Here is an 18,121-nt window from a genome sequence, read left to right as displayed (position 1 = left end):
CATTATGGAAACTACTGAAATTGTCGAAAATAAATCTTCGAAAAAAATGAAAGTTGAGAATGCCACCAATGACCAGGTGGCTGTTAAAAAGAAAAATAAAACTTTTGCTATAATCCTTGTAGTCCTTGTCGCTCTTGGAGGCTATTATGGAGTTAGTAAATATGTTCATGGTCAAAACAATGAAGAGACGGAAGATGCTCAGGTAAACGGAAATATAAGTCCGGTTATTCCCCGTATTGCAGGTTACATCTCTTCTGTAAGGATAAAAGATAACCAGCTTGTAAAAAAAGGAGATACCCTGGTTATTCTTGATGATCGTGAAATGAAAATTAAGGTTATGCAAGCTCAGGCTGCTCTTGATAATGCGAAAAGCAGTTTATCTGTAGCTCATGCTAATACAAGTGCTGCGGCTGCTAACACAGTTTCATCTCAATCCAATATCAGTACTGCTGAGGCTAATATAGAAGCTGCAAAGGTTCGTCTATGGAGAGCTGAGAAAGACTTTGCCCGTTATTCAGATTTGATCAAAGATCATTCTATCACTGAGGTACAATATGAGCAGGCTCTTGCGGAAAAGCAGACAGCGGAGCGTCAGCTGAAAATATTGGAAGATCAGAAAAGATCAACAGAAAGTCAGTCTAAGGCTGTAGCTTCTCAATCTAATGCTACTGTGCAACAGATTAAAGTTGCTTCTTCTGTAATCAAACAAAGAGAAGCTGATCTTGATAATGCGTTGTTGAATCTTTCTTATACAGTAATTGTAGCTCAGGCTGACGGACAAGTATCTGCTATAAACCTTGAGCCAGGCCAGCTGGTGCAGGCAGGACAGCAATTGTGCAATATTGTTGTAAGTGATAAAGTCTGGGTAACAGCAAACTTCAAAGAAACTCAGCTTGAGAAAATGAAGATCGGACAAAGTGTAACTGTAGAGGTAGATGCTTTCCCCCATCACAAGTTTGAAGCAAAGGTAGCTTCATTCTCTCCGGCTACAGGTTCACGTTTTGCTTTGCTTCCTCCGGATAATGCCAGTGGTAACTTTGTGAAAGTCGTGCAGCGTGTGCCTGTAAGAATAGAGCTTTCTAATAATGATCCGATGGTGAAAGATCTTCGTCCGGGTATGAACGTGATTGCCGAAGTACATTTTAAAGAATAATATTTTAAGGCATTAGTCTTTGTTTACTAAATTCAAGTTTAATTAAATGTCCTTATTAGAGTCAGACTCACTGGTGGAGTATGGGGCCCGACGGGTTATCATAACTATTACCGTAATATTTTGCGCTCTTCTGGAAGTGATAGATACAACCATTGTAAATGTTGCCCTCAATGAAATGGGAGGAAACCTTGGTTGTACTACCGCTGAGGTCAGCTGGGTAATCACTGCCTATGCTATAGGTAACGTAATCGTAATGCCTATGACCAGCTGGCTGTCCCAGCAGTTTGGAAGAAGAAACTACTTTGCAGCTTCAATTATTCTCTTTACTATTTGTTCTTTTCTTTGTGGAAATGCAACTTCTATTAATGAGCTTATTTTATTCCGCTTATTACAGGGTATTGGTGGAGGTGCTTTGCTTGTTACTTCACAGACGATCATTACAGAAAGCTTTCCATTAGCGGAAAGAGGAATGGCCCAGGCTATTTACGGTCTTGGTGTAATTGTCGGTCCTACTTTAGGTCCTCCGCTTGGTGGATATATAGTGGATCATTATTCATGGCCATATATTTTCTATATCAATATACCAATTGGAATTATTGCTACAATACTGACCATTCAGTTTGTAAAGAGTCCTAAATATGCGGAGAAGACAGCAGCAAAGGATATCGACTGGTGGGGAATTATACTTCTTGCTATCGGAATCGGCTCTCTTCAATTTGTGTTGGAGAAAGGGCAGGAAGAAGATTGGTTTAGTAGCGAAAGTATCGTTATCTGCAGTGTGTTGGCTGTATTTGGATTCTTTTTCTTTATCTGGAGAGAAAGTGTATATAAAAATCCGATCGTTTCATTTAAAGTATTGAAAAACTTCAATCTGAGGATAGGAACCATACTATCATTTGTGCTCGGCTTTGGCTTATTCGGATCAACATTTATTGTTCCTTTATATACACAGTCAATATTGGGCTGGACGGCCACGCAGGCTGGACTTCTGATGGTGCCTGCATCTCTTGCGACTGCATTCATGATGCCGATTATGGGAGCCACGCTGAAAAAAGGATTTCCTGCTCAATATCTCGTTGCTATAGGTATGTTCCTGTTCTTTACTTATAGCTTTTGGGCATTTTCGATATTGTCTCCGCATACATCGGGTGATGATTTCTTTTGGCCACTTGTAACGAGAGGAGTTGGTCTGGCATTGTTATTTATGCCAATTACAAATTTATCTTTATCCGGATTAAAAGGTCAGGAGATAGGGCAGGGAGCGGCATTTACAGGATTGATGAGACAGTTAGGTGGATCATTCGGGATTGCAATTATTAATACTTTTATCGTAAGAAAAAGTGTTCAGCACCGTTCTGATGTTGTATCTCATTTAAGTGTAGATGGTGGAAGTGCGATGGATAGAGTTCATCAGATGCAGCAGAGTTTTGCAGTAAAAGGCTTTTCAACAGAAGAAGCACTTGCTAAAGGTTACAAACTGATGGACCTCGGAATAACCAAGCAGGCTATGGTTTTATCTTATATGGATGCCTTCCTTTATCTTGGAATTCTTTTCCTTGTATGTGTTCCCTTTGTATTGATATTGTTAAGAAAAAATAAAGGCGCCAATGTGGACTTGTCCAGCGCCCACTAATTTTTAGGTTTGTTTGTGCTATGTTTCATCGGGTCTGTTCAGAAATGAACAGGCCCTTTTTTTGCTATTTCTTTATATAGTTATTTCAGTAAGGTGCATCAGTTACCTTAGCATTTAGCTAATAATAAATAACAGGTGGCTAAAATATGGATGATATATAGCTAATATATGGTTAATGTATGCGAGAACTACGGTGAATTATATGTGAGCTATACGAGAACTATACGTGAACTGGTTTGAAACCCTTGATATTACTGGGCGAGGAATGTGAAAAAGGGACTCTTTTTCGGGAAGAATTAGACCTTAGTTTAAAAAACGAGTAATCAAATGGATAGTTTATAAGATTTGTTGTAACTCTTTAAATTAGATGACTCAATTTCGTTAAATTTTTAATGTGGAATTTTAATTGCTGAATGTGAAACCTAATTTTTAATTGTTTATAATTGCAAATATATCTATTCATTATAGATTAAGTTTTTATCAACCGCTAATTTTTCACAGCTATGCCTAAACAAGAAGGCCCGAATAAAATGACAGGGTTCATTGACGGGAAAATTTATTACAAAATGAAAGGTGAATTCTATGTCAGAAATTCATCTGCTCCATCAAAAAAGAGAGTAAAAAAAGATTCAGCTTACAAGGCTTTCAGGAATAATTCCAAAGAGTTTGGAGTGGCTTCCTACGTGGGGAGTTGTTTTCGAAAGTCTTTTGGTTCTGTATTGGACAATGTTTCCGATAAGAAGGTTTATACACGTATATCTAAATTGTTTGCAGATGTAATACATTCGGGTGAAGGAAAGCCTGGAATGTGTGATGTTAAAATACGAACCAATAAACAATTGTTTGAAGACTTTCAGTTTAAGAGTGGAGTAAATTTTAATCAAGTATTTAAAGTACATTATTCAATTGAAGCGTCAGTTGATAGAAAGGAAATTTTGTTCAATGTTCCTTCTTTTAATGCTTCCAATGGAATACCAAAAATATCCGGAGTGACTCATTTTAAATTGATATTGACAGTTGTAGCATTATCCAACTATTCGTTTGATCAAATGGAGAATAAATATTTGATGAATTATCATTAAACATGTTGTGCAATACAGAATTTTCAGAACTTATTTCTATTGAAGATGAAACAGAGGCTATATCTATAACTGCAAGGTTTCAAATGAAGGCTTCATTACCTGAGACAATAGGATTGGTTACTTGCATCGGCATTGAGTTTTATGAATTAGTAGCCGGAAAGTATTATTTAGTTCCGAAAATGAGTTGTATGAAGATTGAAGACGTGTTTTAAAATATATTAGCGACCCATTCAAGGGACTAAGCCTTTGAATGGCTGAGTGGATATGCGTAGATCCAACTATTAACTAAACGCAAATAACAATTGAATAATTGGATGGATATCTTTTAGAATAGGAAATTACATTTGGTATGTTTTAGAGAGGATGAGTGCTAAAACCATCCCCGACTCTTAATTTATTTTATTTCATTATTTTTGATAAGTAACAGCAGGGAACTCTAAGGTTTCAATCTTTACCAGTAGTTTATTTGAACCAATCACCTAGTTGTAAAATCAATTCGGATTTAAATAAATAACAACTGCTTAAGGATAAATGAAGAGCTGGATGCATTGCCTTTAGTCTCAAAATTATAACAGATACTTCATCTAATTTTTCAAAGTCATAGGTAAGAAGGATGGTACTTTTTATGATTTATCAAATAAGCTTTATGTCATAAACAATAATACAATCACTTGTATATTGATTTCAAGCATTCCCAAAGAGTCTGAATTTTATATCATAACAAACCCAGAGAGGTGTCTAGCTTTCATTCTTCTAATTATGTAATTAAATTGACAGTAACAAACTTAGGTAAAATTAAGCTTGACGTTTAACGCTTCTTGAAAGTCTTCTCCTTGAATGTGATAGGTGCTAATGGAGACGTTGTGTTAGAGTGGGGACAGCTTAAGTATAGAAGCAAATGACATTGCAGTTTATCAAGGGACCTTTATTCTTAAAGGAATGTAAGAATTGAAATAAGATTGTGGAAAAGAATGTTTGGATAGTTTTTCTCATGCTGATAAAATGAATTAAATTTGATTAAAGGGATGTTGTTTTAATTTAAGGTTAAATTTTATGGTACAATTTGATCCATTTAAAAAGGGATCATTCTTTTTTTTGAGAATTGTTTTCGCGAGTATATTCTTGATTTTTACAGGATTTTGTAATGCCGGTACTTTTACTTGGAGAAATCCTTCAGCTAATTATGAATGGGAGAACCCTCAAAACTGGGTAGGAAGCAGTGGAGCTGCTGTACCTGTTAATGGAAATAACAAGGTAGTATTTACTTCTACTGATGAAGTTATTATCGTATCATCCAATAATATTCCGAATCTTAATTCAAATCAATCAGTTGGAGTTTTCAGAGTTAACTCCGGAAGTTTAGCTATCAGTAGTGGTTTTGCACTGAATATCAATGGTAATTTTATTGCCGCAGCTGGTATTTCAATTACGGGAACAGGTGGGATAATTAATGCGGGAAGTCAGAGTATTCCGGTAATAGTATCACTTGGAGGAAGCAATACTGCTTCCTCAATTGAGCCAAAGTTGAATTTATACGTAAATTCAGTTGCACTTTATAGAAATACCTTTCTGAGTTCAGTTTATGTCAAATATTTAGGAACAGGTAGTACAATAACAGGCGGAAACACCTATTCAGAAGTAACTACTTTTGAATCTGGAGGGACCAGTCTTTTTAGAGTAGGAAATTCTAACATTACAGGTCTGATAGAAACGTTTTCAAAAGATGTAATAATAAATGTTACAGGTTCAGGAGGATTTGATACTTATACAGACATTTGTAAGTTTAACGGTAATATATTATTGGACAATGTTGTAAGTACCGCCGGCATAAGGTTTGGAACTGCAGCTACCCCAAAGGGTGTATCAGAATTGGCATCAGGTAAAATAATATCTGTACAAAATTTTTCAAAAGGATTTTTAGGGCTTTCTAATTTTCATCAGGTAGGGTCAACTTCTCAGACCTTAGATTTGTCAGGTGATGCCGGTATAATCCTTGGAGTTAATTCCCTTTATGATGGAATATTATCATGCACAGCATCTGTGGTAAGAATTGATGGGGGCTATTATAACTCTGATGTTAACATCATTAATAAAGGTTCAAGCGGTACCATCTGTATTGGTACTGCATATTTTAATGGAAGTTTTACATTTGATAATCAAGGAACTGGTACATGTAATTTAAGCACAAATTCGGGCAATATTTATACTTTTATAGGAACTGCTACTTTTATTAATTCAAATAATGGCACTATTGAAATTTCATATAATAGTGGTAGCATGTCAACTTTTTCAGGCCTGGCTAAATTTGAAAATAAGGGGGCTTTGGGTAGTATTAGGTTAGGAAATGTTGGAGATGTTGATTTCAAAGGTAATATAGAATTAAGAAGTTCATCTTCAGGGAATATTGTCATCGGAAACTTCGGGACGATCAATTTGGGAAATAGTGTAAAATTATCAGTCCCGGAAGATGGTTTTATTTCCGGAGTTCTATATCTGGGAAAAGTCATACAGAAGGATGTTACAGACCAGGAAATTAAATTAACAGGAACTAGTACATTTGTATTTTACGGAAATGGAGTTTATAGGGGGAAGATTGTTGTTGAAAGTCCCAATTTAAATATTAATAATGGAACATTTTATGGGGTTGTTGAACTAACAAAATCAGGAACATCATCAAATAACAGCAATGGGACAGTTGTTTTTGAATCTGACTTTTTACTAAATAACAAGGGGACTATCGGTATTGGATCTGTGAATACTGGTAACTATACTTTTAAAGGAAACTGTACATTCAATAATTTAGGTACTGGTACAATATATATAACTCTATACGGTAGTACATCAACTTTCAAACCTAAAGAAGGTGAATCAAATAAATTAATAAAACTATATAATGCACAAACAGGGAGTCTATATCTGGGATGGAGTGGCATTGTTAATGTTGATGCAGATCTATTATTAGCAAATTTATCTACTGGTACTATATCTTTAGGCGGAGCTACTATAAATTTATCTAACGATTCTCATATTAACATAGAATCTTTTAACTCAGGATTTCTTTCGATGTCCAATGTTAAGCAAACTCAACAAGGTGTATCTTATCCTGAAATTAATCTAAATCTTACAGGATCTAGATTTGCGATTGGAGGCAGTGAATTGTATAGTAATATTAATGTTACATGTTCTCACCTGACTTTTAGCAGTACAGTATTTCATAATACAGCTGATTTTACAATGTTAGGAAATCTAAGTACCAATGAAAGCTTCAGCTTGGGTAAAAATATTTTTGAATCAACTTTTAACCTAACTAATAATTCTATAAGGAATTTTTCCTTTGGATTAAATGCTGAAAATTCAGGAGATATATTTAAAGGTCACTTCATTCTTAATAAAATTAATTCTGGCGCAATTTATCCCTCCAATTTAGGAATTTCTGAATATCATGGAGATATAACTTATAATACTGCTTTGGGAAAAATACCAGATCTTTTTGGCAATGGAGGAGGCAAAACAGTCTTTAATGGGGGCAATGCTCAGGCTATAAATGGAAATTATACAAATTTAGCATTCTCTTCTAATGGTGGAATTAAGATAGAGAAGGAATCCAATCATGTTACATTAAATATTCCATTGAATGTAATGGGAACTGTTGAATTTGTAAAAGGGAATTTCTTAACGGTACCAACAACATTCTTTGGTTTTAGTGGAACAAATCAGACTGGTGAAGGAGCATCCAATCAAAGCTTTGTGGAAGGCAAAGTGAGGCGACTTGGTATAAGTGCATTTACATTTCCTGTTGGCAAATCCGGTAAATACAGGCCAGTTAAAATTAGTGCTCCAGGCGGGTCCTCAAATACTGAAATTTATGTAGAATATTTCAATCAAGGGCCTATTGGTAATTTATTCACTTCTCCCTTAATGGATATTAGCGAATGCGAATTTTGGAATATCAATACAACTGTGGGAAATCCTTTCTCCCTAACCCTCGGCTGGGATGCAGATGCTTGCACTCCGATCAATCCTAATGTAATCTCAGTCGCTCGTTATGTATCAGGAGCCTGGAAGAGTGAAGGCAATAACAATGTAACAGCAAACTATGACGTTGGTTCAGTTACTTCTAATGTGTTAAATTTTTTAGGCAATTATAATTTTACATTAGGCTATAGATCTAAAGCCTTTATCAATACTTACAATGTCAATCCGACAACCTACAAAGTAACGGCAGGAGCAGAGAAGTTTAAATTTCCATATTTCACCAGCGGTTATAATGGGACTAATAATGGAGTTGCAAAAATTCATCCTGATTTAAATTCAACATCTGTCCTAGTAGATATAAATGAAGGAAGTACGAATGCTTCCTATAATTTCGAACTTCAAACAGATGCTTCATCTAATTTTACTAAAGTTTTAGGTAAGAAGAATGGGACATTCTATGGTTTATCAGATAAGCTCTATACCATAAATAACAATACAATTACCTTTTATAAAGATGGGACTCCATCAAATGAGTCTGAACTCAATATCTTAACAAATCTTGAAGGAGGCCTTGTCTTTATGCCTTCTAATCCAGCACCTAATAATGTATTTAAGATAACAGTACCAAATTTAAGTAATACAAAGCTTGAAGTGCTCAATGCTTCAGGAGTTACGGTATATCCAGAAAGTAATTCTCTTCAATGGGATGGAAAAGATACCAATGGAGAAGCCTGTGTCAATGGTACATACAGATTTATTATAAAAGTAAACGGTACTGTTACTTATAAGGGACAGTTGATTCTTAAAAGGATGTAAGAATAGAAATAAGATAGTGGGAAAGAATATTTGAAGAGTTTTTCTTGTGCTGATGAAATGAAGTAAATTTGATTAATAGGATTATTTTTAAAGATCAATGTATAATTTAAATAGATTAAGTTTTATTTGTAATAGTAAGAAATTAACTTTCAGAATTGTTACACTTTTATTTTTATTAACTGTATGGACTGGCGCTTATGCTGATTCATTTACATGGAAGGCTAATTCAGTCAATAAGGACTGGGAAAATCCTGCCAATTGGAATGCAACAAATCCCATCAATGCACAAGTTCCTGTAGATGCAAATAATAAGGTTGTTTTTAGATCTACTGATAATATTACAATTGTTACTTCTACCAATAATAATGCTCCTGAATTAAATTCCAATCAGACAATAGGAACATTTACAGTTACTTTGGGAATTCTGACAATAAATGGAGGATTTTCCTTGAATGTCACAAGCACAGTTAGTATATCCGGAGGAGCTACAATTAATGGTCAGGGGCAGTTGAATATTAACCAGGCTTCATCTTTAGGGACAACGATAGGTAGTGATGAATCAGGAGCAACTATAAATTGTTCGGTTAATGCAATAGTCGGTGCACTTATTTTGAAAAAAAGTACCTTTGGAAGTAATACTTCAACCTATTTTAAAATAACAACAGGAGGAGCAAATTATGGAATTGGAGGAAATGAATTTAATGGAGTTACAACCTTTGAAGCAGCAGGACCTACAGGATTGCGACTATCCGATTTAGGGGAAGATAAGTTTAACAATGATTTAACTTTAATATCTACAACCGGATTAATATATGTTTCCTATAACTTTAATACCAAGTATTATGGAAATATAGTTGTTAAGTCGTCTGGTTCAGGAATATATTTTGGTAATAATGTAACCAAGACTCCAACTTCTGAGTTGGTTAGTTCTAAAACTATTACTGCTCAAGGTTTTACTGCTGGTACCCTTACATTGAATAACTTTATCCAGTCAGGTACGACAACTCCACAAATTATTACTTTGGGCGGAACAACTTCAACTTTAGTATTTATATCTACACCATTGAATTCAAATCCACAGACCATATTTGAATCGGATATAACTGTTAGTGCACCCACTATTACTCTATCTGGGGGATGGTTTAAAAAAGAGGCTACATTTAATATTGCAGGTGGCACGGGATCAACCGGAGGTAATCGATATGATGGAGTTACCAAATTTAATTATACAGGAGCGTCATCAAACTCAAATTTTTCTCTCGATGGAGATCATTATTATGGCAAAGTAACTTTTATAAATTCAGGATTAGGTACTCTCCGCATTGGTAATATTGGGACTGTGAATTTTGAGAGTGATGTTAAATTTGAAAATATATTAACGGGCTCTATTGTCTTGGCTAATACAGCAACTTCCATTGTAAATTTTAATTCCTCTGAAGCAAAAGTAGTGTTTGTTAATGGAGCTTCTGGAGCTTACATATTTATGAGTTATGATGGGATAACTAATTTTTACTCTGATGTGGAAGTGAATTCGCTAACAAATTCCTCGATTTATTCAGCTAATAATGGTACAGTTAATTTAAAAGCAGAAACAACAATAAAAGTCGGAGATGTTGGTTTCACAAATGGGACATTGCTTTTAAGAAATTTTAAACAACTTGGAGGTACTGAACAAGTTTTAAGCTTTAATTCTAGTGGTTCAGCCATTTTGAATTTGAATAGAGGGTGCGATTTTTCAGGCAATCTAACTGTTATAGTCCCTAAATTATTCCTCCAGGGAGGTACATTTCAAAAAGTTACAGATTTTACTATGTGCTCAAATGATGAACCGGCTTCAAATCTGAACAGTACAAATCTAGAACCTATTAATTTTGTTGGTGATTCTTATATCAGAAATACAGGTAAGTCTCATTTGAATCTGGGATGCGGTGCTCCTCTTATGACATTTGGTGCAAATACAAGCTTCTTCATTTCAGGTACAGGGAGTATTAATATTTGTTACCTCCCTAATAGCTCGACCTTATTTGCTGCAGCAGATAAAAAATTGTCAGTCAATATATCTTCGGTAAATCATGCGGCTGCAGGTAGTTTGACGTTAGGTACAAATGGGATTGTAACTATAAATTCAAATGTAGAATTATACAATAATGCCATTGCCGGAATTACATTTGGAGGTTCTGCTACAGGCAGTGCCATTAATGGAACGATAACAACTACTGAGAATACATTTTCATATGGAAACTTATTTTTTAGGAATATCGTCCAGATGGGCGAGTCTCCTCAAAATTTAATTCTGGGTGAAAGTACAGTAGCTGCTTTTAATTCAGGAACTGTATTTAATGGAATCTTGAATGTGAAGGCATCCCATGTTCAGCTGAATGGTGGTACTTTCAATGGAGTCTCAACTTTTGAAAAGACAGGAAATTCTAATACAGCTTCTGGCGGATCTAATTTATTTAAGGATGTAACATTTATAAATAGAGGACAAGGATACTTTCTTATGGGAAATACAAGTGCTGACTATTATAGTGGGAACGTAACTTATGAAAATACTTCCTCTGGTGGATTTTATGTTTCGTGGTCAGGGAATAATTATTTTGACGGAAATATTCAATGTAAAAATTCCGGTTCTGGCGCTGTTAGCTTTGGAGGTACAGGAACTTCTTTTTTGAAGGAAGGTAAGATTATATCTGCATCAGCCTTTACTTCAGGATCTCTAGTGTTCAATAACTTCATTCAAAAGGGCAATACCCTTCAAAACCTTGAATTGACGGGCTCTTCTGTAGTAAGCTTTAACAAAAGTACTTTTAATGGTGAGGTTATCTGTCTTACTCCAAGGTTATCCGTAACAGGATCAGTATTTGAAATGCTGTTTACTGGAATTAAAACTGGTAATTTTAATGATACATGGACAGGTGGTAATAATTTCAAACTGGGTTTAACTTTTACAAACAATTCTACAGGATCTGTCACTTTAGCCAATACCAATGGCGACATATATGGAGGGGATGTAATACTAAACAAAAATAGTAGCGGAGGAATAGTTCCATCAAAAAATGGAGTGAATGAATATTATGGCAGTATTACTTATGATGTTGGCGTATCAGGCAGCGTTCCGGATATATTTGGCTATGGAGGTACTGGTATCACTGTATTTAAAGGAAACAATTCTCAGACTGTATCAAGTAACTATGGTACCCTTGCTTTTTGGAATGGTGTTAAAATAGATAAAGAATCTAATCATGTGACTCTAAATACCATTTTTCAGACAAGTTGTCCTATCACCTTTGTTAAAGGAAATTTTGTCACAACCCCCAATTTTTACTTCAGAATTAATAATCCTGTTACAATTTCAGGAGCATCTTATCAAAGTTTTATTGATGGAAAGATAAGACGATATGGGGCAGGAGTTTTTACTTTTCCTGTCGGTAAAAACGGTAAATACAGACCTGTAACGATAAGTGATCCTGTTACCGTTGTTTCCGATATTTATCTGGAATATTTCAATGAATCTCCATCTGGCTCAACATTCACTTCCCCTTTGATGGATGTGAGCGAATGTGAATACTGGAATATAAATACTATAACACCAATCGGAAATTACACACCCTACGCTATCTCCCTCGGCTGGGACTCAGATGCATGCACACCAATTAATCCGAATGTGATCTCTGTTGCTCGCTATGTATCAGGTGCCTGGAAGAGCGAAGGCAATAACAACGTTACAGCTAATTATGATATCGGAACAGTTACTTCCAATGTAGCAAATTTCTTAGGCAATTATAATTTTACCTTAGGCTATAGATCTAAAGCTTTCATAAACACTTACAACGTTAACTCAGCAATCTATAAAGTAACAGCGGGAGCAGAGAAGTTTAAAATCCCATACTTTACTAGTGGTTTTAACGGAACCAATAACGGAGTTGTAAAAATTCATCCTGATTTAAATTCAACATCTGTCCTGGTAGATATAGATGAAGGAACTACGAATGCTTCTTATAATCTCAAACTTGAAACGAATGGTACATCTAATTTTACTAAAGTTTCAGGTAAGAAGAATGGGACGTTCTATAGTTTATCAGATAAACTTTATACCATAAATAACAATACAATTACCTTTTATAAGGATGGTACCCCATCAAATGAGTCTGAACTCATCGTCTTAACCAATCTTGAAGGAGGCCTTGTCTTTAAGCCTTCTAATCCAGCTCCTAATAATGTCTTTAAGATAACAGTACCAAACTTCAGTAATACCAAACTTGAAGTGATTAATGCTTCAGGAACTACTGTATATCCTGAAAGTACCCTTCTTCAATGGGATGGAAAGGATACCAATGGAGATGCCTGTGTCAATGGTACTTACAGGTTCAATATTAATATAAATGGCACTGTTGTTTATCAGGGACAGTTGATTCTTAAAAGGATGTAAGAATTGAAGTAAGATTGTGGAAAAGAATATATGTATAGTTTTTCTCTTGCTGATAAAATGAAGTAAATTTGATTAAAGGGATATTTTTATAGTTCAATGTTAAATTTTCTGGTACTATCTGATTCATGCAAAAAGCAATCATTCTTTTTTTTAAGAATTATTTTTGCGAGTATTTTTTGGGCATTTACTGGATATTGCAATGCTGGTACTTTTACATGGAGAAATCCTTCTATTAGCAGTGAATGGGAAAATCCGCTAAACTGGTCGGGAAGTGTCGGGTCTACTGTACCCGTTGATGTAAATAATAAGGTAGCGTTTATTCCTACAGACGAAGTCATCATCGTATTATCTAATAATATTCCAGTTCTTAATTCAAATCAGACAGTTGGAGTATTCAGAGTTAACTCTGGAGGTTTAAGGATTAATAATGAGTTTAATTTGAATGTCTCTGGAAATTTGATCATAGCAGGAGGAACTTCTGTTTTAGGTATAGGAGGAACTATTACTGCAGGCAGCCAGGCCGTTCCAGTTTTGGTTTCCATAGGATATACCAGCGTTGAAACTACGATTGAATCTTTTTTGGACTTGAATGTAAATATACTTAATCTTTATAGGAATAGTTTTAAAGGTTTAGTAAAGATTAAACATCATGGAGGAATAGGTACTACTAATACAGGAGGAAATACATATTCAGAAGCAACTACTTTTGAATCTGCAGGATCGAGTCTTTTTAGAATAGCCAACACTAATATAACAGGCCTGACAGAAAGATTCGTCAAAGATTTAACAATAAAGATTACTTCAACTGGTGGAGGATTTGATACGTATACAGACATATGTTACTTTGATGGTAATCTAATTCTTGAAAACACCGCAAGTACTTTTGGTATAAGGTTTGGGACTGCTACAATTGCAAAAGGATTATCAAAATTAGCATCAGGTAAAGTAATATCTATACAAAATTTTTCAAAAGGATATTTAATGCTTGCCAATTTTAATCAGGAGGGGTCAACTTCTCAGACCTTAAGTCTGTCGGAAGAAGCTGGTATAATTCTGGGAGTAAATTCTGTCTATGATGGCATATTAGCATGCACAGCATCTGTAGTAAGGATAGATGGGGGAGTTTATAACTCTGATGTTAACATTATTAGTAAAAGTTCAGGTAATACAACCTCTACAGGTACTGCAAGGTTTAATGGAAGTTTTACCTTTGACAATCAAGGAACTGGTACATGTTATCTAAGCACAAATTCAGGAAATAACTATACTTATCGTGGAACTACTACTTTTATCAATTCCAATAAAGGTTACATTGAAGTATCAAATTACCCAGGTAGTATGTCAACTTTTTCAGGCTTGGCTAAATTTGAAAATAAGGGAACTGCTGGTGATATTAGGTTAGGAAATGCTGGAACTGTTGAATTAAATGGTGATGTAGAATTAAGAAGTTCTTCACCAGGAAATATTTTCATCGGGTACAATGGGACAATCAACCTTGAAAATAATGTAAAATTATTAGTTCCGGAAGATAGTTATATTTCGGGGGGACTATATCTGGGTAACGTCATACAGAAGGATGCTACAGACCAGGAAATTAAATTAACTGGAACAAGTAAATTTATATTTTACGGAAATGGTATTTATAAGGGGAAGATTGTTGTTGAAAGTCCCGATTTATATATTAATAATGGAACCTTTAATGGGATTGTGGAGCTGACTAAATCTGGAATATCATCTAATAACAGCAATGGTACCGTTGTTTTTGAATCAGATTTTTTACTAAATAATAAAGGTACTATAGGCATTGGATCTGTAAACACTGGTAACTATACATTCAAAGGCAATTGTACTTTCAATAATTTAGGTGCAGGCTCACTGTATATATCTCAATACGGCACATCAACTTTTAAACCTAAGGATGGAGAATCTAATAAATTAATAAGACTGTATAATGCTCAGTCTGGCAGTCTTAATTTAGGATTAAATGGTCCAGTTAATGTTGATGCTGATATAATGATTACAAATCTATCTTCAGGGTTTGTCTCTTTTGGTACTTATACCCCATCGGTTGTAAACCTTTCTACAGATTCTCATATTAACATAGAATCTTTTCCATCAGGGTATCTTTCTCTTAGCAGTTTAAAACAAATGGAAGAGGGAGTGTATCCTGATATAAACCTTTCTCTTCCAAGTGCCAGATTTTCTATTGGATCATCCGATATTAAAAGTAAACTGACTGTGGTTTGTAATAATATGAGTTACAGCCTTACACAATTTCATAATGTCACTACATTTACTGTTACTAATAACATATGTTGCAATGACAATATAAGTTACGGCGGGTCTGTTTTCGATAAAGATTATACATTAACTAATGCCGGAGGAAGAAATTTTTATTTAGGCTCTAATTCGGGGGATATTTATTATGGGAATGTAGTGTTTAATAAGAATGTTAGCACTGGTACGATTTTTCCGTCAAATAAGGGTATCTCTGAATATTATGGAAATGTAACGTACAATGTTTTATCTGGTAGTCCGGATTATTTTGGCTATCAGGGAGGAACTACAGTTTTTAAAGGTAGTAATCAGCAGGTAATATCAAGTAATTTTGGTACCCTTTCATTCTGGGGAGGAGTTAAGATTGATAAGGAAAATAACCATGTGACATTAAATACCATTTTGAATGTTGGCTGCCCTATAACCTTTGTTAAAGGGAATTTTATCACTACTCCCAATTTTTATTTCAGAATTAATAATCCAGTAAGTATTTCAGGCGCTTCCAATCAAAGCTATATTGATGGAAAAGTTAGAAGGTATGGAGCTGGTATTTTTACCTTTCCAGTTGGTAAAAACGGTAAATACAGACCTGTAACGATAAGTGATCCGGTAACGATTGTGTCCGATATTTATCTGGAGTATTTTAATGAGTCTCCAGTCGGTTCTACTTTTACTTCTCCACTAATGGATGTAAGTGAATGTGAATATTGGAATGTAAACACTATAACACCAATTGGAAATTACACACCCTACGCTATCTCCCTCGGCTGGGATGCAGATGCATGCACACCAATCAATCCGAATGTGATCTCTGTTGCCCGCTATGTATCAGGCGCCTGGAAAAGCGAAGGTAATAACAACGTTACAGCAAACTATGATATCGGAACAGTTACTTCCAATGCAGCAAATTTCTTAGGCAATTATAATTTTACCTTAGGTTATAGATCTAAAGCTTTTATCAATACTTACAATGTTAATGCAACAACCTACAAAGTAACGGCAGGGGCAGAGAAGTTTAAAGTGCCATACTTTACAAGTGGTTATAATGGAACGAATAACGGAGTTGTAAAAATTCACCCAGATTTAAATTCAACATCTGTCCTGGTAGATATAAATGAAGGAACTACAAATGCATCCTATAATCTCGAACTTCAAACAAATGCTTCATCTAATTTTACAAAAGTTTCAGGTAAGAAGAATGGGACATTCTATAGTTTATCAGATAAGCTCTATACAATAAATAACAATACAATTACTTTTTATAAAGATGGCACTCCATCAAATGAGTCAGAACTCATCGTCTTAACCAATCTTGAAGGAGGCCTTGTCTTTAAGCCTTCTAATCCAGCACCTAATAATGTATTTAAGATAACAGTACCAAACTTTAGTAACACAAAACTTGAAGTGATTAATGCCTCAGGAGTTACGGTATATCCTGAAAATACTTCTTTACAATGGGATGGGAAGGATACCAATGGAGGTGCGTGTGCAAGTGGTACCTATAGATTCAATCTTAAAATAAATGGCAGCGTAATTTACCAGGGACAAGTAATATTAAAAAATTAATGAATAAGCGTAGTTACATCATCATTTTCTCTTTAGTAATTTTTCTTTCAGGAATTATTAGTTATGGAGTCTCCAAATTTACAAGTCCTAAAATCGGTTATGTCCGTTCCGGAGAACTGGTAAAGAACTTCGAAGGAATGAAGGAAGCCAAGAATATCTATAAATCCAAAATGGAAAAATGGCAGGCCAATATAGATACACTTCAGGGAGACTACAGAAGTGCAGTAAGTAAGTATACCAACGATCTTCCCGGCCTAAGCAAAAAAGAAAAAGAAGAAAGGGAATTATACCTTGGCAAGCAGGAGCAGGGCATAAGGGATTATGTCAAATCACTTGAGGAGAAGGCAAAAGAAGAAGATGAAAAAATGACCCAGGCTGTTTTGAATCAGATCAATTCTTACATAAAAGAATATGGTGAGAATCATGGTTACGATGTGATTCTTGGATTGACACAGGAAGGTAATGTCCTCTATGGAAATGACTCCAAAGATATTACAGAAGATCTTCTTAAAGGGATTAATGACTGGTATAAAAATAAGGAAGAGCAAAAATGAAAGTAAGATTTTATATACCTTTTCTTTTATTACCATTGTTGATCTCTTGCAGCAAAAGTAAGATCAGCAATTTTACTGAATACATGAAGTGGATCAATAATCCTGAACATGGGCTTGTGAAAGAAAAATATGTGTCTGGTCTTAAGATCAGCGTAAAATATCTCCCGCCTGATTTTCTTGCACATAAAGAGATGAAACGTATGGAGTCGCGGGAAGAAAATACAAAAGATAGTCTTGTTAATTTATATTCAAAAAGTAAGACATTTCTTATAACTATAGCTCCGGATGAGCGAGAGGGAGAGAAGAAGGGAGATCTTATGCTGACAGGTGTCAGTAATTATAGGGAGTATAAAGAAAGGGTCTTTGATCTGAATTTTAATCTGGAGGAATATGTCGAGCTTATTGCAGGCAAGGAAGTATATGAGCCTGTATTATCCGGAATGATCAATGGTTATGATTTAACAAATAAAAAAGAGTTCTATCTAGTATTTTCAGAAAAGCAAGGTCAGCAAGGTTTGGATCAAAGTGAAGAGATGGATTTGGTTTTTGATGACGAGTTTTTTAATTCAGGTCGAACACATTTTCTTTTTAAACAAGAACATTTAGCAAGTATACCACAATTTGTTTTTTAGACAT

9 protein-coding genes are annotated in these 18,121 nt (G+C 34.9%); all 9 read left to right on the top strand.

The annotated features are described in order from the left end of the window. Positions 1 to 4 precede the first annotated feature (4 nt). The 9 genes from K350_RS0112715 (at position 5) to K350_RS0112675 (ending at position 18,117) form a co-directional block, all read left to right on the top strand. A complete protein-coding gene (locus K350_RS0112715) occupies positions 5 to 1,153 on the top strand; it encodes an HlyD family secretion protein (RefSeq protein WP_245598636.1) in 1,149 nt (382 codons plus the stop codon). A gap of 46 nt (positions 1,154 to 1,199) precedes the next feature. Beyond that, positions 1,200 to 2,786 (top strand): DHA2 family efflux MFS transporter permease subunit, encoded by a 1,587-nt coding sequence (locus K350_RS0112710; RefSeq protein WP_028980235.1) that lies wholly within the window; start codon positions 1,200 to 1,202, stop codon positions 2,784 to 2,786. Between the two features lie 503 nt (positions 2,787 to 3,289). Continuing rightward, on the top strand, positions 3,290 to 3,868 hold the full coding sequence (locus K350_RS0112705) for a hypothetical protein (RefSeq protein ID WP_028980234.1): 579 nt from the start codon (positions 3,290 to 3,292) through the stop codon (positions 3,866 to 3,868). A gap of 2 nt (positions 3,869 to 3,870) precedes the next feature. Continuing rightward, the gene (locus tag K350_RS0112700; RefSeq protein WP_028980233.1) at positions 3,871 to 4,080 is read left to right on the top strand and encodes a hypothetical protein; all 210 of its coding nucleotides are present in this window, start codon (positions 3,871 to 3,873) and stop codon (positions 4,078 to 4,080) included. A gap of 841 nt (positions 4,081 to 4,921) precedes the next feature. Further along, on the top strand, positions 4,922 to 8,659 hold the full coding sequence (locus K350_RS0112695; RefSeq protein ID WP_028980232.1) for a T9SS type B sorting domain-containing protein: 3,738 nt from the start codon (positions 4,922 to 4,924) through the stop codon (positions 8,657 to 8,659). Between the two features lie 97 nt (positions 8,660 to 8,756). After that, the gene (locus K350_RS0112690) at positions 8,757 to 13,088 is read left to right on the top strand and encodes a beta strand repeat-containing protein (protein WP_028980231.1); all 4,332 of its coding nucleotides are present in this window, start codon (positions 8,757 to 8,759) and stop codon (positions 13,086 to 13,088) included. A 96-nt stretch (positions 13,089 to 13,184) separates the two neighbouring features. Continuing rightward, positions 13,185 to 16,931 carry a flagellar hook assembly protein FlgD gene (locus K350_RS0112685; RefSeq protein ID WP_028980230.1) on the top strand — a complete coding sequence of 1,249 codons (3,747 nt, stop codon included), beginning with the start codon at positions 13,185 to 13,187 and terminating at the stop codon, positions 16,929 to 16,931. Further along, on the top strand, positions 16,931 to 17,485 hold the full coding sequence (locus tag K350_RS0112680; protein WP_028980229.1) for an OmpH/Skp family outer membrane protein: 555 nt from the start codon (positions 16,931 to 16,933) through the stop codon (positions 17,483 to 17,485). The genes K350_RS0112685 and K350_RS0112680 overlap by 1 nt, the downstream gene beginning before the upstream one ends. Continuing rightward, positions 17,482 to 18,117 carry a hypothetical protein gene (locus K350_RS0112675; RefSeq protein ID WP_028980228.1) on the top strand — a complete coding sequence of 212 codons (636 nt, stop codon included), beginning with the start codon at positions 17,482 to 17,484 and terminating at the stop codon, positions 18,115 to 18,117. The genes K350_RS0112680 and K350_RS0112675 overlap by 4 nt, the downstream gene beginning before the upstream one ends. The last annotated feature ends 4 nt before the right edge of the window (positions 18,118 to 18,121 follow it).

The sequence above is a fragment of the Sporocytophaga myxococcoides DSM 11118 genome, assembly GCF_000426725.1.
GTDB lineage: Bacteria > Bacteroidota > Bacteroidia > Cytophagales > Cytophagaceae > Sporocytophaga > Sporocytophaga myxococcoides.
Note: the sequence above shows the minus strand (reverse complement) of the source record. Positions and strands in the feature narration are given on the sequence as shown.